Here is a 21,521-nt window from a genome sequence, read left to right on the forward strand (position 1 = left end):
ATCAAAAAAATGAGTATTTATTTTTCGCCTTCTAAAAAAAGTTGCTCTCTTTTCCACCACCTAAAGCCAATATAGCCGGCAATACCCAATGGTGCAAACATCAAATATAAAATACCCGAATTCATGCCTTTGGCAGGCTTTTCACCCAACTGCGAAGCAGTTTTTGTACAAATAGAACATTGCGCATCAGCTGTTGAACTTGCGGCCACCAAAAAAAACAATACGAGATATAAAACGAAGAATTTATTTTTCATTGCTGCACTTTTCACTGCAAAGATATAACCGAAAAGGCTGCAAAAAGTTTTATCTTTCTTCTTTAAACCATCCTGTATGAACAGCCGGCGCCGATTTTTACAACAAGTTTCACTTACAGCAGGGGCATTTTCCGCTTCCAGCTTATTTAACCAGTTACATGCAGCTTCTATTGATAGTGCCAACCAACGCGTAATGGGTTTTACCAATGAAGCTATTGCGGCAGATGAAGATTACTGGAGTGTGATACAACAGGCATTTACCGTAAACCCCAATATCATTAATTTAAACAATGGCGGTGTTAGCCCTTCCCCCAAAGTAGTACAGGAAGCAGTTGAACGGTATAACAAGCTAAGTAACGAAGGTCCGTCCTATTATATGTGGCGTATATTAGATCAGGGGCGGGAGCCGCTGCGTCACAAACTGGCATTATTGGGTGGTTGTGATGCCGAAGAAATTGCCATTAACCGCAACGCCACCGAGGCGTTAAATACCGTAATTTTTGGAATGGATTTAAAAGCCGGAGATGAAGTAATTGGCACCAAACAAGATTACCCCAATATGATACAGGCCTGGAAACAAAGGGCCTTAAGAGATGGGATACAATACACCCAAATTAGTTTCGACTTTCCAATAGAAAACGACGACAACATTGTAGCGGCCTACGAAAAAGCCATTACCCCCAAAACCAAGGTAATTCATGTAACCCATATTATAAACTGGGTAGGCCAGATTATGCCGGTACAAAAAATTGCACGTATGGCTCATGCCCATGGCATTGAAGTGGTTTGCGATAGTGCGCATGCATTTGGTTTACTGGATTATAAAATTCCCGATCTGGAATGCGATTATCTGGGTACCAGCCTGCATAAATTTCTAAGTGCCCCCATTGGCAGCGGCATGATGTATATACGCAAAGAAAAAATTGAGAAAATATGGCCGCTATTATGCAATGGTCAACCAAGAAGTGCTGATATAAGAAAGTTTGAAACCCTTGGCACCCGAAGTTTCCCCATAGAACAGGGGATTGGTGAAGCGCTTAATTTCCATAATGCCATAGGCGCTAAAAGAAAACAGGAACGAATTCATTATTTAAAAAAATACTGGGCGTCTAAAGTAAAGGAAGTGCCGGGTGTGCGCATACACACATCGCTAAAACCTGAATACTCCTGTGCTATCTGCGGGGTAAGCGTGGATGGTTTAACCCCTGCTGAGCTTGATGGTAAACTGTTTGAGAAATATAAAATACATACCGTAAGCATTGTATGGGAAAACATAAGCTGTGTGCGTATTACCCCACATGTGTATACCACACTAAACGATTTGGATGTTTTGGTAAATGCCATAACTACCATTGCCACAGCTAAAAAGTAAAGTGTTTCGTTTATTTATTAAAACCAACTTACGATAAAAACCGCTGTTTTGCTGCATAGAATTGTTGCTGTACAAGAGTGCGACGCAAGTAAAGGCCCTGCCTGCTTTTTTGCCGGGCCAATACCAGTTAATTATAATATTTTAGCGGGCACGATTGCTTTTTAAAAACGAATTACTGTGAATGATAAACAGCCCGGAATTTTTTCTCTGCCAGTTATTGTAGGCGCCCTAGGTTTTTTTGTAGATGTATACGATTTACTGTTATTTGGTATTATACGTAAGCCCAGTTTAACAGCTTTGGGCTTGTCGGCCAATGAAGTATTTACACAAGGCGAATATATTTTAAGTATTCAGATGTTTGGCTTGCTGGCCGGCGGCATACTTTGGGGCATGCTGGGCGATAAAAAAGGAAGACTTAGCGTTTTATTTGGCTCGATACTTTTATATTCTTTGGCCAATATTATCAATGGATTTGTAACTACGGTTCCGCAATATACCATCATGCGTTTTATTGCCGGCGTGGGACTTGCTGGAGAGCTGGGTGCTAGTATTACTCTGGTTAGTGAATTGTTGCCCAAAGAAAAAAGAGGTATTGCCGCAGCTGTAATTGCCGGTTTTGGCATATTTGGCGCTGTTACTGCTTTCTTTGTTAGTCAGCAATTTGACTGGCGTATGTGTTATTTTATTGGCGGCGGTATGGGATTATTATTACTGTTGTTAAGAGTAAGCATTTTTGAAAGTGGTTTGTATAAAGAATTATCTAAAAGCAATGTGCCTCGTGGCAATTTTTTAATGCTGTTTAATAATAGGGAACGCTTTTTAAAATACCTGCGTTGTGTTACTATTGGCTTGCCTGCCTGGTATGTAATTGGCGTACTGGTTACTTTCTCCGATAAATTTGGTGAGGTATTTGGCATTGCCAATATAGACCCCGGCAAAGCCATTATGTATCAATACATGGGCATTGCTTTTGGCGATATTACAGTTGGCCTTATAAGCAATTGGTTAAAGAGCCGCAAAAAAGCCCTGTTTATTTTTTATGGCATTACCATCTTTTTTATTGTTTTATACTTTGCACAGGTAGCTACCACAGCGCAAGGCTTATATCTTATTTGCGCGGGTTTGGGTTTTGGCACCGGGTTTTCGGTAGTGTATATTACCATGTCTGCCGAACAGTTTGGCACCAACTTAAGGGCTACGGCTGCTATTTCAATCCCCAATATGGTACGTGGGGCGTTACCGTTAATTATTCTATTATTTCAGGGCTTAAGAAATATTACCGGCAATTTTATAATGGGTGGCTGGCTAACGGGTATTATACTAATTGTGCCAGCTATTATAGCCGCATGGTATACCAAAGAAACCTTTGGTAAAGACCTAAATTTTATAGAAGCCTGATTGGAAAATATTAATGTAGCCGGCTCTAACAAAAAGGGCAGCGGCACTTGCCACAGTTTACCCCGATAATTTCGGGGCTCGGTTCGGGGTGCTGGTTTCATGGCAGCAAATACAAGAACTATTAAAAGGGCAATATTAACTGTTAATATCCTGGCAAATCTCAATAAGCACTCCATTGGTAGTTTTAGGGTGTAAAAAGCAAACCAATTTATTATCTGCTCCCTGTTTTGGTAAGGCATTTAATAATTCAAAACCCGCGTCCTGCAGCCTTTTCATTTCGGCAACAATATCTGTAACTGCAAAAGCAATATGGTGCATTCCTTCGCCCTTTTTAGCAATAAATTTGGCTATAACACCATCGGCACTAAGGCTTTGCAGCAATTCTATTTTTGAGTCGGCAGTTTTAAAAAAGGCGGTATGTACGCTTTCGCTTTCTACCAATTCGGTTTTATAACAGGGGGTTTGCAGTAATTTTTCAAACAGGGGAATTGAGACTGTCAAATCGTTAACAGCTATGCCAATATGTTCAATTTTTTCCATGTGGAATGGTTTTCGATATGTGGAAATAGATAATGAGGCATAAGTGTGGCCCACGAAAATAAAACCATTTGGCCTAAATTTGTGTTATTCTAAAAAAGAAATTTATATGTTGAAGCTCCCTGTTTATCTGGATAATAATGCTACCACACCCATGGATCCAAGAGTGTTGGAAGCAATGTTACCTTATTTCACTGAACATTTTGGAAATGCCGCCAGCCGTAATCATCCATTTGGATGGGAGGCTGAGGAGGCGGTTGATTATGCCCGTGAACAGGTAGCCAAACTGGTTGGGGCAGATGCCAAAGAAATTATTTTTACCAGCGGTGCTACAGAAGGCGATAACCTCGGTATTAAAGGTGTTTATGAAATGTATGCTACAAAAGGCAACCATATTATTACCTGCACCACAGAACATAAAGCAGTGTTAGACACCTGTAAGCATATTGAAAAAACAGGCGGTGAAGTTACCTACCTACAGGTACAGCCGGATGGATTAATAGACTTAAAGGAACTGGAAGCAGCCATTAAGCCAACTACTATACTTATTGCCATCATGTATGCCAATAACGAAATTGGTGTGGTGCAGCCGGTTAAAGAAATAAGCGCCATTGCCAGAAAGCATGGAGTACTGTTTTTTACTGATGCTACCCAGGCAGTAGGTAAAATACCTGTTGATGTACAAAAAGATGGTATAGATATTATGGCATTTACGGGGCATAAAATGTACGGACCAAAAGGCGTTGGTGCCATATATGTACGCCGCAAAAATCCACGTGTAAAAGTTACAGCCCAAATGGATGGCGGTGGCCATGAACGTGGTATGAGAAGCGGTACTTTAAATGTTCCAGGTATTGTGGGTTTTGGTAAGGCTTGTGAAATTTGCCGGTTGGATATGGAAAAAGACACCGCACACATTAAGGTATTACGCGATAAACTGGAAAACAGTTTATTACAAATTGAAGAAAGCTATCTGAATGGTAATAAAGAACATCGCTTACCGCATGTTTCCAATATTTCATTTAAATATGTAGAAGGCGAGGGTTTATTGATGGGCTTTAATAAAAATATCGCCCTTTCTTCTGGTTCTGCCTGCACTTCTGCCTCTCTGGAACCCAGCTATGTATTAAAAGCATTGGGACTGGGCGATGACCTGGCACATAGTTCTTTGCGTTTTGGCTTAAGCCGCTTTACCACAGAAGAACAAATAGATTATACCATTGAACAAATTACCAATACAGTAAACAAGTTAAGGGAAATGAGCCCTTTATGGGAAATGTTTAAAGAAGGTATAGATATTAATACCATTGAATGGGCACACCATTAATTGCAATTAATAAACATTGTACTTATTAAATTAAATAACACAAAAAACACACAATAATGGCATATTCAGAAAAAGTGCTTGATCATTATACTAACCCGCAAAATGTAGGCACATTAGATAAATCAAGCAAAAATGTGGGCACTGGGTTAGTTGGTGCACCAGAATGTGGCGATGTAATGCGCTTACAAATTGAGGTAGACGATACCACTGGCATTATTAAAGATGCAAAGTTTAAAACCTTTGGTTGCGGCTCTGCTATTGCCTCTTCTTCACTGGCAACAGAATGGTTAAAAGGCAAATCGGTTGATGAAGCCTTACAGATTGATAATATGGAAATTGTGGAAGAATTAAACTTGCCACCGGTTAAAATTCACTGCTCAGTATTAGCCGAAGACGCTATTAAAGCAGCTATTAACGATTACCGCGCCAAGCAAGGGTTAGAACAATTGGTTTTTGAAGAAAGAATTCACTAATTCATTTTTGAAATGTTGCTATTGAAAGCCGATAACGGTTCTTTTTAGCAATATAAACGGGTTAAAATATTTCCAAAAGGATGTCTTATGGTATCAACAGACAATGCAATTTATGTAAGCGATAAAGCCAAAGCCAAGGTGCAGAAGCTGATGGAAGAAGCCGGTGTGGTAGGTGATGATTCTTATTTTTTAAGGGTTGGTGTAGTAGGCGGCGGTTGCAGTGGCCTTAGTTATAAGCTTGACTTTGATAACGAAGTAAAACCAATGGATCAGGTATTTGAAGATAAAGGCATTAAAGTAGTTACCGATTTAAAAAGCTTCTTATACCTTGTAAATACAGAATTAGATTTCTCAGACGGGTTAAATGGCAAAGGATTTTACTTTAATAATCCCAATGCCAGCCGCAGTTGCGGTTGCGGAGAAAGTTTTGCAGTGTAAAGTTTTGAGTGAATAAATAGAAAAAGCCGGTGTTGTTTAGCATCGGCTTTTTTATTGCAATATCATCTAACCACGTTTTTCCTAAAATTGAGATAAGTTTAATTACCTGCCGCATAACGCAGTACATCTAAACGTTATTTGCCATAGATTTGAAGATTATGTGGATGATCTGTATTAAAGAATGGCGACAATTTTTTAGTAGTGCCACCGGTTATATGGCCATCATTGTGTTTTTACTGCTCAATGGTTTATTACTATTTGTTTTCCCCGATACCAGCCTGCTCGATTTTGGGTATGCCTCGCTAAATGGTTTTTTTAGCCTGGCACCTTATATTCTGTTGTTTTTGGTGCCCACCATTACCATGCGCAGCCTGGCCGATGAATACAAATCCGGTACTTTCGAAATCTTAAAAACCATGCCATTAACCCCGTCGCAAATTGTATGGGGTAAATTTTTTGGTGCCTTACTTATTATTTTACTGGCCTTATTACCCACTATTATTTATGCCTTTTCCTTACAATCACTAAGTGCTACCGGCGGTTTAGATATTGGCAGCACCATTGGCAGCTATATGGGTCTGTTATTATTGGGTGCCGTATTTACCGCAGCAGGTATTTGTGCCAGCAGCTATACAAACAATACCGTTATTGCTTTTATCAGTGGCGCATTTATAGCCTTTATTTTATTCACAGGTTTTCAGGCCATTAGCAAATTGCCGGTATTTGGCAGCGGCACAGCCTATTATATAGAAATGTTGGGTATACAATTTCATTATAGCAATATAAGCAAGGGCGTTATAGATATTAGAGATATGGTTTATTTTATTGGTGTAATAGGCTTGTTTTTGATTATTACACAGCGCAATGTTGCCAACAGGTAAACGCTTTTTGTAGCCGGCAGTTGAAGCTATTATTTAGCTACTCTTGCCACGCTCGGTTCAGGGTTCCTCCTTTGTGGCGGCTGAAAAGAAAACATATCAAAACCTGCAACCCAAAGCTATTGTTGAAATATATACCAAACGCACAAGAGTGCGACGCAAGCGGCGATGCCATTTAATCTATTGCCGGGTGCAAAAACAAAAGAAGAATGAAAGTAATTACACAAATATTGAAACATAAATACTGGTGGCTGCTAATAGTAATACTGTTTCCGGCGGTAACTTATGTAGCTACCTTGTTTACCTATAGGATTGACCTTACCGCCGAAAAAAGATTTAGCCTTTCTGCACCCACAAAAACCTTATTGCAAAATCTGGATTCAACAGTGCAGATACAGGTATTTTTAACCGGCGAGTTACCGGCAGATTATAAAAAGCTAAACATTGCCACACAGGATTTACTAAACGAATTTCGCGACCTAAGCAATAATAAAGTACAGGTAAGTTTTGAAAAACCCGGCGAAGGCTTGCCCGATAGTGTAAAAGCCATGCTATACGATAGCCTGGCACAGGTTGGGGTTGTTTTTGATGCTACTCAAAATATATCAGCAACAGACGAAAAAGCCACTAATCAACTGGTAATACCGGCGGCGGTGGTAACCTATAAAGACCGCAAACCCTTTGTAATAGATTTACGCAGCAGCCGTAAAGTGTTTAAAAACTTTAATGTAGTAACAGATATACCGCAGGAAGATAAAGAAGCTACTTTAAACGCTGCCGAAGCGTTATTGGAGTTTAAGTTTGCCAATGCCATAGATAAACTTACCCGTAGTTTTGTACCTGTAGTAGCTTATGCCATTGGTAACGGAGAACCCTTGCCGGTAAATGATTTACGTGTAAACGATTTGGGCAGCAGTTTACAGGATGATTACCGGCTGGCTATTTTTGATTTAAAACAAGGTTACCCCGATGCAGACCAGATAAATGCATTAATTATTGTAAAACCAACATTGGCGTTTACTGATGAGGATAAACTGAAAATAGATCAATATGTAATGAATGGAGGTAAAGTAATTTGGTGTATTGATAAACTATATGCAGAACTGGACAGCCTGATGCGCAGCCAGGGCGATTTTGTAGCGTACGACCGCGACCTGAATATTGATGATATTTTATTTAGGTATGGTGCCCGAATAAATGATGATTTGCTGCAGGATTTAAATTGCTCAAAAATGCCATTGGTTGTAGGTCATAACCCTGACGGCAGCCCCATTATGCAAAGGGTACCCTGGCCCTATTATCCTTTTTTAAGTACAAAAAATGATAATCCCATTTCAAAAAACCTGGATAGGGTGCTACCCATATTCCCATCCAGCATAGATACTATTGAAGCGCCGGGTATACAAAAAACCATTTTGCTGGCCAGTGATACAAATAGCAGGTGCTTATCTTCTCCGGCTATGGTAAGTCTAAATAGTGTAAAAGACGAGCAGGAAATGTTATCGCTAAATAAAAGTTATGTGCCTGTAGCGGTATTGCTGGAAGGCAATTTTACCTCTTTATACGCCAACAGGCTAACCCAAAATATAAAAGACTCTGTTGCCCGGGCCAGCGGAAAGCCGTTTGCAGCTAAAGGCGAAAAATCATCGGCACAGGTAGTAATGAGTGATGCCGATATTGTTACCAATGCAGTAAGTGGTACCAATGGTCCAATGCCCATGGGGCAGTTGCCTTTTGAAGATTACAGGTTTGCCAACCGCGAATTCTTTTTGAATTGTGTAGACTACCTGGTTAGCGATAATGGCATTTTTCAGTCGCGCAATAAAGATTTTACTTTACGGCTTTTAGATAAGCAAAAAGTAACAGAACAGCGCACCAGCTGGCAGTTAATAAACATAGCTGCCCCAATTTTACTGATACTTTTATTTGGTGCCATATACCACTGGAGACGCAAACAAAAATATGCTTCCTAGCATAACAAAAAATTCAGCTTAATTTTATAGTATGACAGAGCAGGTAATATATCTGGTATTTGGTGCGGTATTATTGGTAGCATTGGTATTTGATCTTGGCTTATTAAGCAAAAAGAACCAAACCATTACCATTAAACAGGCTTTAATGCAAACCTTTTTTTGGGTGGCACTCGCATTGGGCTTTTTTGTATTTATGTGGGTAGAGCAGGATCAGAAACATGCTTTGGAATACCTGAGCGCTTACCTGATGGAATGGAGTTTGAGTATTGATAATATTTTTGTGTTCATCCTTATATTCAATGCTTTTGCAGTAAAGGAAAAATTCTATTCCAGGGTATTATTAATAGGCGTTTTAATGGCTATTATTCTGCGTGTATTGTTTATTACGGTGGGGGTAGCGGTGGTAGAGCGGTTTGAAGCAATACTATACTTTTTTGGTGCTTTTCTGGTATATACAGGCTATAAAATGTTTGTGGCCACCGAGGATGAAGAAATGGATCCCCACGACACAAAGATTTATCGGTTTTTAAAAAAATACCTTCCCCTGGCTTCGCATGACGGAGATGGCAAATACATTATGAATGAAAACGGAAGGCCTATTTATACCTCTTTATTTGTAGTGGTGGTTTTACTGGCTTCCATAGATCTTGTATTTGCATTGGATTCTATTCCTGCAGTAATGGGAATTTCAAGAGATAAACTGGTTATTTACACCTCCAACATTTTTGCAGTATTGGGTTTAAGGTCCTTATTCTTTTTGTTAAGGGGTGCCGTTAGTAAATTTGATTATCTGCCGCAGGGTATAGCAATAGTACTGATATTTATTGGCGTTAAAATGCTTACAGAACATTGGATAAACGAATGGATTGATAAGGATATTCAGGTATTTATTTCTCTAGGGGTAATTCTACTATGTATTTCAGGCTCTATTTTCTATTCTATGATTGTTAAGAAAAAGGGTGTACCAGCTGAGGTAACCGATGCATCAATTGAATAACGGGAAACAATGCATCCTTAATGTATAATTTTAAATAAATGGTAATGCCGCTATTGCCAACCGTATAAAACCAGTATTTGCAATACGATATTCAACATATTAGTGAAATAACCAAAGCCACTGCCCTTTTACATAATAAGAACACTGTAATTGAGCATTTGGCAACAGATAGCCGGCGTATTGCATTCCCTGCTACCACTTTGTTTTTTGCATTGGTAACCGAAAGAAGAGATGGACATGCTTATATTGCTGAGCTTTGCGAACGGGGCATTTCTAATTTTATAGTAGATCATTCCTTTGATAACACTCCATTTACCGAGGCGAATTTTTTAGTGGTAAAAAATACTTTGCTAGCTCTTCAAACATTGGCAGCGTATCACCGGCAGCAGTTTGCCTATCAGGTAATTGGGATAACGGGCAGTAATGGTAAAACCATAGTAAAAGAATGGCTGTACCAATTATTATCTCCTGATTATACTATTATACGCAGCCCACGCAGTTATAATTCCCAAATTGGCGTGCCGCTTAGCGTATGGCAAATGAGTGCTGAAAATAACCTGGCCATTTTTGAAGCAGGCATTTCCAAACCGGGTGAAATGGAAGCGCTGGCCAATATTATACAGCCAACCATTGGGTTGCTTACCAATATTGGAGAACCACATAGCGATGGCTTTGCCAGCCCCCAACAGAAATTGGAGGAGAAGCTACTACTGTTTACCAATACACCCATCATTTTTGGAAGGGAAACAGATATGCATAGCTGCTCACACCAATTTAAAACATCCCAACAAATAATTACCTGGGGTAACGCGGCTGGCAATGCCTGTGTAATTCAGGCAATAGAAAAAGCGCAACTCACTACCATAATCAATTTGGTCTATCATGGCCATCATCACCAAATTAATATACCATTTACTGATGATGCTTCTATTGAAAACATCATACATTGCTGGTGTATATCAACCCAACTGGGGGTTGCAGCCAGCACCTTGCAAACACGTATTAATCAATTGCAGCCGGTTGATATGCGCCTGCAACTGGTGCATGCTATTAATAACTGTACAGTAATAAATGATAGTTATAGTTTTGATATTACCTCCTTATCTGTAGCACTCGATTTTTTGGCCCAACAACAGCAACAAACCAATAGAACAGTTATCATATCCGATATTCCTGCAACCTCTTCTGAACGGGATGCCTACCTGCAGGTGATAGAAATGCTGAAGGCAAGAAATATTCATACCCTTATTACCATTGGCGAACATTGGATGGCTTTTGAATCTTTACTGCAGCAAAGTTTTCCCTTATTGCAGCAATATATTTCTACCGATGCTTTTATTTCACAATTCAACGCCAGCCATTTTAAAAACGAAGCCATTCTGTTAAAAGGTGGCCGTGTATTTGGTTTTGAAAAAATTGTGTTATTGCTGGAGAAAAAAGTACATCAAACCCTGATGGAAATTAACCTTACCGCCATAGCACATAATTTAAAAGAATATCGCAGTCAGCTGGCCCGCCATGTAAAAATGATGGTAATGGTAAAAGCTTTTGCCTATGGCAGCGGTAGTGCAGAAATAGCCGGACTGCTGCAATTTCACAAAGTAGATTACCTGGGTGTGGCATATGCTGATGAAGGTGTTGAATTACGCAAAGCCGGCATTCACCTGCCAATTATGGTAATGAATGTTGACGAAGCCGCTTTTTCAGCCATTACTGAATATAACCTGGAGCCGGAGTTATTTTCATTTCCCATATTTAATGCGTTTCTGCAATTTTTGCAACAACAGGGTGTAACAAAATACCCGGTACATATTAAACTGGATACCGGAATGCACCGCCTGGGTTTTGAGGCGGCAGATATACCACAACTGCAGCATTTGCTGGCACATAACCAGTACATGATAGTACAATCGGTATTTAGCCATCTGGCCGCCAGCGAAGACCCTAACGAAGATGCTTTTACCCAATTCCAGGCGGCACAATTTGATGAAAGTTGCAAAGCCTTAGAAGCTACGTTGGGTTATTCATTTATTCAGCATATTTCCAATTCGGCTGCTATTTTTCGTAATCATCAGCTGCAATACAATATGGTAAGGTTGGGTATTGGACTTTATGGTGTAGAAAGTGCCAATACCAATCAGGTGGCTTTACAAACGGTAACTACTTTAAAAACAACTATTGCGCAGTTGCGTCAAGTGCCTACCGGTGAAACAATAGGCTATAACAGGCGTGGCAAAACTACCAGACCATCTACCATAGCCACCATACGTATTGGTTATGCCGATGGGTTTAGTCGCAGGCTGGGCAATGGTGTGGGTAAAGTATATATTAATGGGCAACTGGCACCGGTAATAGGATCGGTTTGTATGGATATGACCATGATTGATGTAACCGATGTACCCCAAATACAGGAAGGCGATACCGTAGAAATTTTTGGCAAACACCTGCCCGTACAACAAATTGCCAGTTGGTGCCAAACCATTCCCTACGAAATTCTTACCACCATTAGCCAGCGGGTAAAACGGGTGTATGTAGAAGAGTAATTTTATTGGCCCGGCCACAGCCGTAAAGGCAGCTTTACTTGCGTCGCACACTTGTACGTTCACCTCATGGCCCGGCAAATAGTAACATAATAAAACATTGCATAATAAGCCGCCACAAAGGATGAACCCCGAACCGAGCGTGGCAAGAGGTGATGCCATATGATTTACTGCCGGCTACATAAAAACTGCATTACACCCCGCACTGATGCGCCCCATACCAGGCTGCCCCTAATAAAGGTGCCTGATCATTCATTACCACATAAATGGGTATTTGTTCGGTTAAGTCCTGCATACGGTCGCAGTCTAAATAAGCTGGTACAAAATTGCCCTGTTGTAATAAAGGAATAATTTTAGGAGGGATACCACCACCTATATACAAACCACCAATGGCCTTAAATTTTAGTGCCAGGTTAGAACATTCTCTTGCCAGGTGATGTACAAATAATTGCATGGTAGCTACACAAATATCGGCACTGCCTTCAATAGCTGCGGTACTAATTACCGCCGATGCATCTTTACCCTGCATAGCATCCTGCAGCCAGCCGGCTACCGGCATTTTTACCACCTGCTGCATATAATTAAACAAACGAACAATTCCGGGCCCCGATAATATATGCTCGATACTTACCACTTTTTCTGTTTGTTTTATAAACCGGTATAGGGCAATATCTTCTTCCGTTCTTGGGGCAAAATCTGTATGTCCACCTTCTGTGGCAAAAGGGTGGTAACCGGTTCCATTCCAAAATAAACCGGCTTCGCCCAATCCGGTACCCGGCGCAACAATACCAATATTGCCATGATGGTGTTCTTTGCCGGTATGCAGGCAAACAAAATCCGCATCTGATAAACAGGCCAGCCCATAGGCAGTTACTTCCAAATCGTTCAAAAACATTACCGGCACACCAGTTTCGGCAGCAATTTCTTTGGCAGATACAATCCAGTTAAGGTTAACAATATTGGCCACACCATCAATAACGGGTCCGGCTACGCCCACACTAATATGTTGCGGAACCACTTGCGGGTATTTTTGGTAAAAGGCCTTAATAACTGCCAGAAAAGAAGGAAAATCACGGGAATGAAACCTGTCTGCAATAACTGGTTGCAGCTGATTATTGGTTACCTGGTATAAGGCAATATTTATTTTAGTTCCACCAAGATCAGCGGCCAGCACCTGCACACCTTCGATACTTTGCGTTGTTGCCGGAAAAGCAATGGGTAAATTCATTGTTCTATCAGATTTTTATTTTGTGTAAACAGGTATTACATAAACCCTGTTCCTTATCCTGGCTTAGTTTTCCCTCCGCATCAGCCATAATACAGGTTTTATCAGGGCAATGCGGCAGGCCAAAGTTATGACCCAGTTCGTGTAAAATGGTTTTTAAAAAACGGTTGTATACCACACTATCACCAACCCCGCCACCACGTAAACGGTAAAGAGATACAACACAACTAACCCCTGGCTGGTAACCCAGCCCCATAACACCAAAATCTGTAATCTGCCCCTTGGTGGTAGAAATATCCTGTTTGGTAATAGCCAGTATACAACGTGTATTGGCAGGTTGTATGGTTTTTAGCCAGGCAATGGTACTATCTGCCCGGTATCTTTTTCGAGGCGCATACCAGGCTTTTTGTGGAAAATTGGTTCTTTGTGCAATCACTACTTTAACAGGATAGAATGCAGCTATTCCGGCTTGTATTTGTTGCAGTGTGGCGCTATCAAAATTATCTAAAGGCTGTACTACAATTACTGGTAATATTTTAGGCTGTATGCTTGCTTGCTTCTGGTTTGCATCTGGCTGGCAACCCCAAAAAATAAATGCAGTATATATTAGCAATAGCCTTTTCATGAGGCATAAAATTACAGTATCCAACTGTTGCCCAAATAAAAATGGTTGCGCTTTGCTGTAATTAAACCACAAGTAATAATGGTAACTAATTTGGTATTTCCAGCGCCTAACCATCTGCGTTGCAGGCAAATTTGCATATAACGCACAACTGTAGTAATTTGCGCCCTCATTCAGGCAGATTTGTTTATTGTTCGGCCTGTAAAAATCTGAACTAATAAACGACCGAAACTCCACTTATTTGTTTCCATCGTTTATGAATGCATTTTTATGGGCCCGGCTGCACACAAGGCATAAGGCTTCCTTGCGTCGCACACTTGTACTGCACCACAATAAGCAGCAATCATCTGCAAGGTTCAAAAAATGAAAAGTATGAAATCAATTCAGGAATGTTTAGCCACACGCATATTGGTAATAGATGGCGCCATGGGTACCATGATACAACGCCATAAATTATCAGAGGCAGATTACCGCGGGGCAAGATTTGCCAACTGGCATTGCGATGTAAAAGGCAATAACGATTTACTCAGCATTACCCAGCCCGAAATTATAAAGGGCATACATAAGCAATACCTGGAGGCAGGCGCCGATATAATAGAAACGAATACGTTCAGTAGTACCGTAATAGCTCAGGCCGATTATGATATGCAAGCCCTGGCCTACGAATTAAATGTGGCTTCAGCCCGCTGTGCAAGGGAAGCCATTACCGAATTTTTGTCAAGTCCCATAGCAAACGGCCGCGATACCGCTTATGTTGCCGGTGCTATTGGTCCTTTAAACAAAACACTAAGTTTATCACCCGATGTAAATAATCCCGGATACCGCGCCGTAACTTTTGATGAAGTGGTAAGCGCTTATTACGAACAAATAAGGGGCCTGGTAGATGGCGGCGTAGACCTTTTACTGATAGAAACCATTTTTGATACCCTCAATGCCAAAGCAGCCATATATGCTATAAAGCAGTTTTTTGCCGATACAAATAAAGAGCTGCCTATCATGATAAGCGGCACCATTACCGATGCTTCGGGCAGAACCTTAAGCGGGCAAACCCTGGAAGCTTTCTATATTTCTGTGATGCATGCAAAACCATTAAGTATTGGTTTAAACTGTGCCCTGGGTGCGGCAGAAATGCGAAGCCATATAGAAGAGCTAAGCAGTATTGCCGCCTGTTATACATCAGCCTATCCAAATGCCGGTTTGCCCAATGCCATGGGTGAGTATGATGAACAGCCACATGAAACTGCCCACTTTATTGAAGAATGGGCTGCCAAAGGGTTTGTAAATATTGTAGGTGGTTGCTGCGGCACCACACCAGATCATATAAAGCATATTGCTCAACAGGTTAAGCAAATACAACCCCGCCAGCTGCCTGTAATGGAGCCGGCTTTATAAATCTTGTTTGCGCTTAAAACCAAATTTAAACATGAGTATCCCAACAGATATTACGATAGAAAATACATCCGCTGAAGCTGCCACCATAAAACCATTTTTACGTTTGGCTGGTTTAGAGCCATTAATTGTGCGCCCCGAAACCAATTTTATCAATGTAGGTGAACGTACCAATGTTACCGGCTCTAAAAAATTTGCCCGTTTAATAAGGGAAAATAAATACGAAGAAGCTTTATCTGTTGCACGGCAACAAGTAGAAAACGGCGCCCAGGTATTGGATGTTAATATGGATGATGCCCTGCTGGATGGTGTTTTGGCCATGACTACTTTTCTAAACCTTTTACAAGCCGAGCCGGATATTGCCAAAATTCCCATTATGATAGACTCATCAAAGTTTGCTATTATAGAAGCGGGCTTAAAATGTGTACAGGGCAAGTGTATTGTTAATTCCATCTCCATGAAAGAAGGGGAAGCAAAATTTATTGAGCAAGCTATTATTTGTCAGCGCTTTGGTGCCTCAGTAGTAGTGATGGCATTTGACGAACAGGGCCAGGCCGATACCCGGGACCGAAAAGTACAGATTTGCGAAAGAGCGTATAAAATATTAACAGAGCAGGTAGGCTTTGCACCACAGGATATCATTTTTGACCCCAATATTTTTGCCGTAGCCACCGGTATAGAAGAACACAATAATTATGCGGTAGACTTTATTGAAGCTACCCGTACCATTAAACAAAAAATGCCTTTGGCAAAAGTAAGTGGTGGTGTTAGTAATATTTCTTTCTCGTTTAGGGGTAACGATCATGTGCGTGAAGCGATGCATAGCGTATTTCTGTATTATGCCATTAAAGCTGGTATGGATATGGGTATTGTTAATGCAGGTCAGCTGGTGGTATACGATGAAATTGAACCAGACCTGCGCCGCCTGTGTGAAGATGTGTTGTTAAACCGAAATAACGACGCCAATGAAGCTACTGAACAACTAATACAATTTGCCGATACAGTTAAAGCAAAAGGCAAAACAACCGTTAAAGACGAAACCTGGCGACATACCACCGTAGAAGAAAGATTAAAACATTCCCTGGTAAATGGCATTACCGATTATATTGACGCAGATACAGAAGAAGCCCGTTTAAAATATCCCAAACCATTAGATGTAATTGAAGGGCCACTGATGGATGGTATGAACATAGTAGGCGATTTATTTGGCAGCGGTAAAATGTTTTTGCCACAGGTAGTAAAAAGTGCCCGTGTAATGAAGAAATCCGTAGCTGTTTTAACCCCCTATATTGAAGCTGAAAAGGAAGAGCGCAGACAGGCACATATTACTGCCGGTACTGTAAATGAAGAAGGTGCGGGTGCAGCTAAAATTTTATTAGCTACCGTCAAAGGCGATGTGCACGATATTGGCAAAAACATTGTAGGCGTTGTATTGGGCTGTAATGGCTACGATATTGTAGACCTGGGTGTGATGGTTTCTACTGATAAAATTTTAGATACTGCCCAAAGAGAACAGGCGGATATTATTGGCCTTAGCGGGTTAATTACCCCATCGCTGGACGAGATGGTGCATGTGGCCCGTGAAATGAAACGCCGTGGGATGCAACAACCATTATTAATTGGCGGTGCCACTACTTCACGTATGCATACGGCTGTAAAAATTGCCCCCGAATATGATTTGGGCGTAATACATGTACTGGATGCTTCCCGCAGTGTAACCGTGGCCGGCTCATTATTAAACAAAGACAATAAGCCCGAATTTCTGCAAACCATAAAAGCCGAATACGATAAACTTAAAACCGATTTTGGTAATAAAAAAAGCAATAAACAATATCTTCCCATTGTTGAAGCGCAGGCCAACCATACGGTTATAAACTGGAATAATTATTCGGCTCCCGTTCCGCAGTTTTTAGGTACACAGGTATTTGATAATTTTTCGCTGCAACAATTAAGGGACTATATTGATTGGAAACCATTTTTTATAGCCTGGGAAATGCATGGCAATTTCCCCGAGATACTTACAGATGCCGTTATTGGAAAAGAAGCAACCAAGTTATATAACGATGCCAATGCATTGCTGGATACCATTATAGCAGAAAAATGGCTACAGGCCAAAGGCGTTATTGGTTTTTATGAAGCCAATACCACGGCCCCCGATACCATTGCCGTTAAGGATGGTAATGAAATATTGCATTTGGAAATGTTGCGCCAGCAAATAAAGAAAGCGCCAGGTCAGCCCAATCTTTCTTTGGCCGATTTTATTCAACCGGCTACAACCAATGCATCAACCGATTACCTGGGCGCATTTGCGGTTACCATACATGGTATTGAAACACATATTAAACGTTTTGAAGCGCAGTACGACGATTATAATAAAATTATTTTACAAGCCCTGGCCGACCGACTGGCCGAAGCTTTTGCAGAATGCCTGCACCAGCAGGTACGCAAAACTTATTGGGGTTATATGCCTGATGAAACCTTAAGCGGCGATGATTTAATAAAAGAAAAATACACCGGCATACGCCCCGCACCGGGCTACCCTGCCTGCCCCGATCATACTGAAAAATATAAATTATTTCAGCTGCTACATGCCACAGAAAATATTGGTGTGCAATTAACTGAATCGCTGGCTATGTATCCCGCTTCATCAGTTTGTGGCTGGTATTTTAGCCACCCGCAAAGCCAGTATTTTGGGGTTGGTAAAATTCAGCCCGACCAGTTTGCACAGTATGCCCAACGCAAAGGCTTTACCGAAGCCGAGGCTGAAAAATGGCTTAGACCGGTAATGGATTAATTTAATCAGGAAACCAGCTATGTGCTACTATTATGCTTTACTTGTGTCACTCACTTGTACGGCTGGTAATGCTATGCAGCTTACCAAAGCAAATTGGTACAGCGGTTATGGTTTATCCCTGCCAATAAAGCGGCATTGCCCCAATAAAAAACCAATGGCTTTTTCCACATTTCTTTCCACGCTTGCTGCTGTTTTAAGATGTGCAATATAACGTACAATTTCAAGTTGTAAGGATGGGCGCAGTTGGCTGAAAATAAGGGCAGCCTCTTTATTTTGCAGCAATGCTTTTTCAAGCGTTGGGTGGGGAGCGATTGTTCTATTTGCTGCATCATAAACAATGGTAATATCAACCAATTCACCTATTCTTTTTGGTGAATTTTTTAGCATAGCGGTATTTACATAAAACCGCCAAATACCATTATATTTTACCAGTGTTTGCGTGTATGCTTGTTGATTGATGGTTCCTTTAACAGGTATATTGCCTTTTTTTTTGCCGGCCTGTATAAAAATGGCTTGCAAAATATCTTCGGGTACTAACACATATGGGTTTACACCAACAATTTGTATTTGTGCCCTAAAGCTATGTGTTGCGTGCATGGATTATGTTTGGAATGGCACTAAATTACATAAAGACGCCATAGCGTCTTTATGTATCAATAATAATTTTAGGCATTTTCACCAATATTCAAGTGGCGGTCCCAATGGTTTTATTTTGAACTGGCTGAGAATAGCTCCCTGTTGTATCTAACCGTACAAGAGTGCGACGCAACGGATGCTACATGCATTGCTGTAGCCCGGCTAATAATTTACTTTACTTTTTATGTTTTCGTTTCTAACAAGGCGGTTAAAAAAGTTGGCTGCGTTGCCAATCATAAAGTCATCGGTAAAACCACTATCGCCATTATTACCATGACCGGCACCAGGTAAAATATTGGCAATAGCAGGTTGGCCATTGGCAATAAGTTGCCTGTACAAGCAAAGCGATCCGTATAATTGCTGGTAATTGCTGCAACCCAAATAAGTGCCATGGTCTACGGGTACCACATCATCGGCGCCGCCCTGAAAAAATATAGTAGGAATAGCTTTTGAGGCATTGATTAAAGCAGAATCGGGCAGGGCACCGGCAATGCTGCAAATGCCTTTTATGGTGTAGGTGTTGATTAGGTTATTGCCCGCATTTTGTACGCCACCCAATTTGGCAGCAACAGCAGGATACCTTGATTGCATATATTTATCGTTTTCGTAACTGCTGGTTTGCACAACCACACCACCTGCACTGGCACCACTAACAAAAATCCAGTTAGGGTCAATATTATATTCATCGGCATGTGCTACCAGATAACGTAGCGATGCATTAATATCCTGTACGGCACGGTACATGGCTTCGTTAAGTGAAGTAGTATCGCCCTGGCAACTGGCGGCACCGGCACCATTCCAACCCAGGCGGTAATTGATGGTTACAGCTACAAAGCCAGAGTCGGCATAGATCTGGCATTTACTGCCTGCGCTAGCTTTGTCGCCAGAGTAGAAGCCACCGCCATGTACATTAATTACCAGCGGATATTTTTTACCGGCTTTGGCATTGGTGGGCTGATAAATATCCATGGTTAGCGCCTGTGTATTGCCCTGCCAATCTTTATTGGTGGCAAATACTACATTGCTTGTTATATTGCCACGTTGTTGTGGTGGCGGTGTTGTAATGATATTATTAGAACTGTTTTTAGAGCAGCCTACCTGTAGTGTTAACAATAAAGCCATGCTTAGATAGCTTAGTGTTGTACGAATTGTTATCATTGTTTGGTGGTATTTGTGTTGCTATGATTTTTTTGAGTGTAGCAAGTTTAATACCAGTTTACTGTTTTAACAATTTGCAAACGAAATGAGGTGCTGTACAGGTATTTTAGCCGGTTAATCGGGAAACATGGTTTTATCTAAACCGGGTATAATGTTTAGTGCATTTTTATAATATACCTTTTTTAGTATGTCATCTGGCAAACCAATGCCATACATGCGCCAGAAAGCATGGTATTTTTTGTGGTAGGGAAAATATTCATCTTCAGTTTCCAATACCCTGAAATAAGTACTGTATTCTGAGGGCACCCAGGAGTCTTTACCAAATAAAATTCTATTTTGATAGGTAGTAAAAAAGGTTTTGGCAGCTTTTGGCTGCCGGCCCAGCTCAGCAATTACAGCGCCAAATTCTACATATACATTGGGCAAGGTATCCAGCAGGTGGCCCAGTGTAGTTAAATCGTTGGCATACCAGCCAAAATGTGCCGCAATAAAAATGGTATTGGGGTGTTTGCTAAATAGGTGATGTTGATCATCAATTAATGTTTGCCAGGGCGCAGGGTTGGTATTGCTTCTTTTACGGTTGGGGTGGGTGGCAATTTCCAGCCAGCGTTCGTTGTTTTCATCTTCAGCATCCCAAAAGGGTTTGGGGTCGGCAGTATGAATAAGCACCGGAATATGCAGCTCACCACATTTCGACCAAATGGCATCTAAACGGGGGTCATCAATTTTTATATATTGGCCCTTCTCATCTTTAAATTCCATACCCAGGTCCTTGTAAATTTTTAAACCACAGGCGCCTGATTGTACATCTTTTTCCAATTCCTTAACGGCCCTTTCTGTCCAACCCGGCTCACCAAAACCAACAAAAGAAAGATTGGTAAAAAATACCATTCTTTTTGAGCCGGTGGCTGTTACTTTATTTATGGAGTTTACCAGATAGCTATTACCCTGCACATCAAAATCGCCGTTTACTTTACCGGGTGTGGATTTGTAGGCTTTGCCACTTAGGTTTACCATTACCTGTAAATTCAGTTCATCCATTTGTTGGTAGAGTTCTTTTATATCCTGGCGGGGCACATTCCATTGGTGATTATGTACATCAATAAAGGGAAATTTTGCTTTGGTAACAATATGCTCAGGCACTTTCAAAGTAGAAACAGGATTGTATTTTTCAAAATCCATTTTAGGATTTTCTTTTTGGGCACAGGCGCAAAAGCTAACAGTAATCAAAATGCCAAAAGCCAGTATAACATGTTTCATTATAATCGGGTATTTTAATAAAGATAATTGTTGTTCTAACACCAGCGCAGTCAATAGTACGGTTGGCAATTAAACCTGCCTTTTTTAACTATTTTAATACAAGCAGAATATTATATAATTATTAGCCGGGCAGCAGATACCATCCTGATCGCCGCTTGCGTCGCACACTTGTGCCTTCGGGGCTGTGGGCAGCAAAAAAGGGGTATTTGCAAATTACCAACCAACAATAATTGCATGATATATGGCACAA

18 protein-coding genes are annotated in these 21,521 nt (G+C 40.9%); 11 read left to right on the forward strand and 7 right to left on the reverse strand.

Going from position 1 to position 21,521, the window contains the following annotated elements; genetic code table 11:
* Positions 1-17: 17 nt before the first annotated feature.
* Positions 18-254: a hypothetical protein gene (locus GD597_RS08915; RefSeq protein WP_171607483.1), complete on the reverse strand. Its 237-nt coding sequence runs from the start codon at positions 252-254 to the stop codon at positions 18-20.
* Between the two features lie 76 nt (positions 255-330).
* Here GD597_RS08915 and GD597_RS08920 point away from each other — a divergent pair, with 76 nt between their 5' ends.
* Entirely contained in the window at positions 331-1,626 is a 1,296-nt protein-coding gene (locus tag GD597_RS08920) for an aminotransferase class V-fold PLP-dependent enzyme (protein WP_171607484.1), read from the forward strand.
* Positions 1,627-1,803: 177 nt separating this feature from the next.
* A complete protein-coding gene (locus tag GD597_RS08925) occupies positions 1,804-3,024 on the forward strand; it encodes an MFS transporter (RefSeq protein WP_171607485.1) in 1,221 nt (406 codons plus the stop codon).
* 135 nt (positions 3,025-3,159) lie between these two features.
* Here the strand turns inward: GD597_RS08925 and mce are convergent, their stop codons facing one another.
* The gene (mce, locus tag GD597_RS08930) at positions 3,160-3,564 is read right to left on the reverse strand and encodes a methylmalonyl-CoA epimerase (RefSeq protein ID WP_171607486.1); all 405 of its coding nucleotides are present in this window, start codon (positions 3,562-3,564) and stop codon (positions 3,160-3,162) included.
* 106 nt (positions 3,565-3,670) lie between these two features.
* On the opposite strand from mce, the gene GD597_RS08935 reads away from it, so the two are divergent.
* The 7 genes from GD597_RS08935 to GD597_RS08965 all read left to right on the forward strand — a co-directional run bounded on the left by GD597_RS08935 (position 3,671) and on the right by GD597_RS08965 (position 12,190).
* Positions 3,671-4,888: an IscS subfamily cysteine desulfurase gene (locus GD597_RS08935; RefSeq protein WP_317170300.1), complete on the forward strand. Its 1,218-nt coding sequence runs from the start codon at positions 3,671-3,673 to the stop codon at positions 4,886-4,888.
* A 56-nt stretch (positions 4,889-4,944) separates the two neighbouring features.
* Complete coding sequence (gene iscU, locus GD597_RS08940; protein ID WP_171607487.1) at positions 4,945-5,361, forward strand: Fe-S cluster assembly scaffold IscU; 417 nt, start codon at positions 4,945-4,947, stop codon at positions 5,359-5,361.
* Between the two features lie 87 nt (positions 5,362-5,448).
* On the forward strand, positions 5,449-5,799 hold the full coding sequence (locus GD597_RS08945) for a HesB/IscA family protein (RefSeq protein ID WP_171607488.1): 351 nt from the start codon (positions 5,449-5,451) through the stop codon (positions 5,797-5,799).
* Positions 5,800-5,963: 164 nt separating this feature from the next.
* Complete coding sequence (locus GD597_RS08950) at positions 5,964-6,680, forward strand: ABC transporter permease (protein ID WP_235954229.1); 717 nt, start codon at positions 5,964-5,966, stop codon at positions 6,678-6,680.
* Between the two features lie 206 nt (positions 6,681-6,886).
* Positions 6,887-8,650 carry a gliding motility-associated ABC transporter substrate-binding protein GldG gene (gldG, locus tag GD597_RS08955; RefSeq protein ID WP_171607490.1) on the forward strand — a complete coding sequence of 588 codons (1,764 nt, stop codon included), beginning with the start codon at positions 6,887-6,889 and terminating at the stop codon, positions 8,648-8,650.
* A gap of 31 nt (positions 8,651-8,681) precedes the next feature.
* Positions 8,682-9,647: a TerC/Alx family metal homeostasis membrane protein gene (locus tag GD597_RS08960; RefSeq protein ID WP_171607491.1), complete on the forward strand. Its 966-nt coding sequence runs from the start codon at positions 8,682-8,684 to the stop codon at positions 9,645-9,647.
* A gap of 77 nt (positions 9,648-9,724) precedes the next feature.
* A complete protein-coding gene (locus tag GD597_RS08965; RefSeq protein WP_171607492.1) occupies positions 9,725-12,190 on the forward strand; it encodes a bifunctional UDP-N-acetylmuramoyl-tripeptide:D-alanyl-D-alanine ligase/alanine racemase in 2,466 nt (821 codons plus the stop codon).
* A gap of 190 nt (positions 12,191-12,380) precedes the next feature.
* Here GD597_RS08965 and glk read toward each other — a convergent pair whose 3' ends face one another.
* The gene (glk, locus tag GD597_RS08970) at positions 12,381-13,415 is read right to left on the reverse strand and encodes a glucokinase (RefSeq protein ID WP_171607493.1); all 1,035 of its coding nucleotides are present in this window, start codon (positions 13,413-13,415) and stop codon (positions 12,381-12,383) included.
* A 7-nt stretch (positions 13,416-13,422) separates the two neighbouring features.
* Positions 13,423-14,037: a zinc-dependent metalloprotease family protein gene (locus GD597_RS08975; protein WP_171607494.1), complete on the reverse strand. Its 615-nt coding sequence runs from the start codon at positions 14,035-14,037 to the stop codon at positions 13,423-13,425.
* Between the two features lie 369 nt (positions 14,038-14,406).
* Between GD597_RS08975 and GD597_RS08980 the strand changes: the two genes are divergently transcribed.
* Both GD597_RS08980 and metH read left to right on the forward strand, forming a co-directional pair.
* Positions 14,407-15,426, forward strand: a complete 1,020-nt coding sequence (locus GD597_RS08980) for a homocysteine S-methyltransferase family protein (RefSeq protein ID WP_171607495.1) — start codon at positions 14,407-14,409, stop codon at positions 15,424-15,426.
* Positions 15,427-15,457: 31 nt separating this feature from the next.
* Positions 15,458-18,217, forward strand: a complete 2,760-nt coding sequence (gene metH, locus GD597_RS08985; protein ID WP_171607496.1) for a methionine synthase — start codon at positions 15,458-15,460, stop codon at positions 18,215-18,217.
* 105 nt (positions 18,218-18,322) lie between these two features.
* Here metH and GD597_RS08990 read toward each other — a convergent pair whose 3' ends face one another.
* The 3 genes from GD597_RS08990 to GD597_RS09000 all read right to left on the reverse strand — a co-directional run bounded on the left by GD597_RS08990 (position 18,323) and on the right by GD597_RS09000 (position 21,271).
* Positions 18,323-18,814: a DUF1905 domain-containing protein gene (locus GD597_RS08990; RefSeq protein WP_171607497.1), complete on the reverse strand. Its 492-nt coding sequence runs from the start codon at positions 18,812-18,814 to the stop codon at positions 18,323-18,325.
* 201 nt (positions 18,815-19,015) lie between these two features.
* Positions 19,016-20,011 carry an alpha/beta hydrolase gene (locus GD597_RS08995; RefSeq protein ID WP_171607498.1) on the reverse strand — a complete coding sequence of 332 codons (996 nt, stop codon included), beginning with the start codon at positions 20,009-20,011 and terminating at the stop codon, positions 19,016-19,018.
* A gap of 114 nt (positions 20,012-20,125) precedes the next feature.
* On the reverse strand, positions 20,126-21,271 hold the full coding sequence (locus GD597_RS09000) for an amidohydrolase family protein (RefSeq protein ID WP_171607499.1): 1,146 nt from the start codon (positions 21,269-21,271) through the stop codon (positions 20,126-20,128).
* Between the last annotated feature and the right edge of the window lie 250 nt (positions 21,272-21,521).

Origin of the sequence: Limnovirga soli (assembly GCF_013106755.1) — a bacterium.
GTDB classification, from domain to species: Bacteria; Bacteroidota; Bacteroidia; order Chitinophagales; family Chitinophagaceae; genus Limnovirga; species Limnovirga soli.

Excerpts from the sequence above, each read along its gene's own strand:
- GD597_RS08915 (WP_171607483.1), bottom strand. The coding sequence starts at position 254 with ATGAAAAATAAATTCTTCGTTTTATATCTCGTATTGTTTTTTTTGGTG.
- GD597_RS08920 (WP_171607484.1), top strand. The coding sequence starts at position 331 with ATGAACAGCCGGCGCCGATTTTTACAACAAGTTTCACTTACAGCAGGG.
- mce (WP_171607486.1), bottom strand. The coding sequence starts at position 3,564 with ATGGAAAAAATTGAACATATTGGCATAGCTGTTAACGATTTGACAGTC.
- GD597_RS08935 (WP_317170300.1), top strand. The coding sequence starts at position 3,671 with ATGTTGAAGCTCCCTGTTTATCTGGATAATAATGCTACCACACCCATG.
- iscU (WP_171607487.1), top strand. The coding sequence starts at position 4,945 with ATGGCATATTCAGAAAAAGTGCTTGATCATTATACTAACCCGCAAAAT.
- GD597_RS08945 (WP_171607488.1), top strand. The coding sequence starts at position 5,449 with ATGGTATCAACAGACAATGCAATTTATGTAAGCGATAAAGCCAAAGCC.
- GD597_RS08950 (WP_235954229.1), top strand. The coding sequence starts at position 5,964 with ATGATCTGTATTAAAGAATGGCGACAATTTTTTAGTAGTGCCACCGGT.
- gldG (WP_171607490.1), top strand. The coding sequence starts at position 6,887 with ATGAAAGTAATTACACAAATATTGAAACATAAATACTGGTGGCTGCTA.
- GD597_RS08960 (WP_171607491.1), top strand. The coding sequence starts at position 8,682 with ATGACAGAGCAGGTAATATATCTGGTATTTGGTGCGGTATTATTGGTA.
- glk (WP_171607493.1), bottom strand. The coding sequence starts at position 13,415 with ATGAATTTACCCATTGCTTTTCCGGCAACAACGCAAAGTATCGAAGGT.
- GD597_RS08975 (WP_171607494.1), bottom strand. The coding sequence starts at position 14,037 with ATGAAAAGGCTATTGCTAATATATACTGCATTTATTTTTTGGGGTTGC.
- GD597_RS08980 (WP_171607495.1), top strand. The coding sequence starts at position 14,407 with ATGAAATCAATTCAGGAATGTTTAGCCACACGCATATTGGTAATAGAT.
- metH (WP_171607496.1), top strand. The coding sequence starts at position 15,458 with ATGAGTATCCCAACAGATATTACGATAGAAAATACATCCGCTGAAGCT.
- GD597_RS08990 (WP_171607497.1), bottom strand. The coding sequence starts at position 18,814 with ATGCACGCAACACATAGCTTTAGGGCACAAATACAAATTGTTGGTGTA.
- GD597_RS08995 (WP_171607498.1), bottom strand. The coding sequence starts at position 20,011 with ATGATAACAATTCGTACAACACTAAGCTATCTAAGCATGGCTTTATTG.
- GD597_RS09000 (WP_171607499.1), bottom strand. The coding sequence starts at position 21,271 with ATGAAACATGTTATACTGGCTTTTGGCATTTTGATTACTGTTAGCTTT.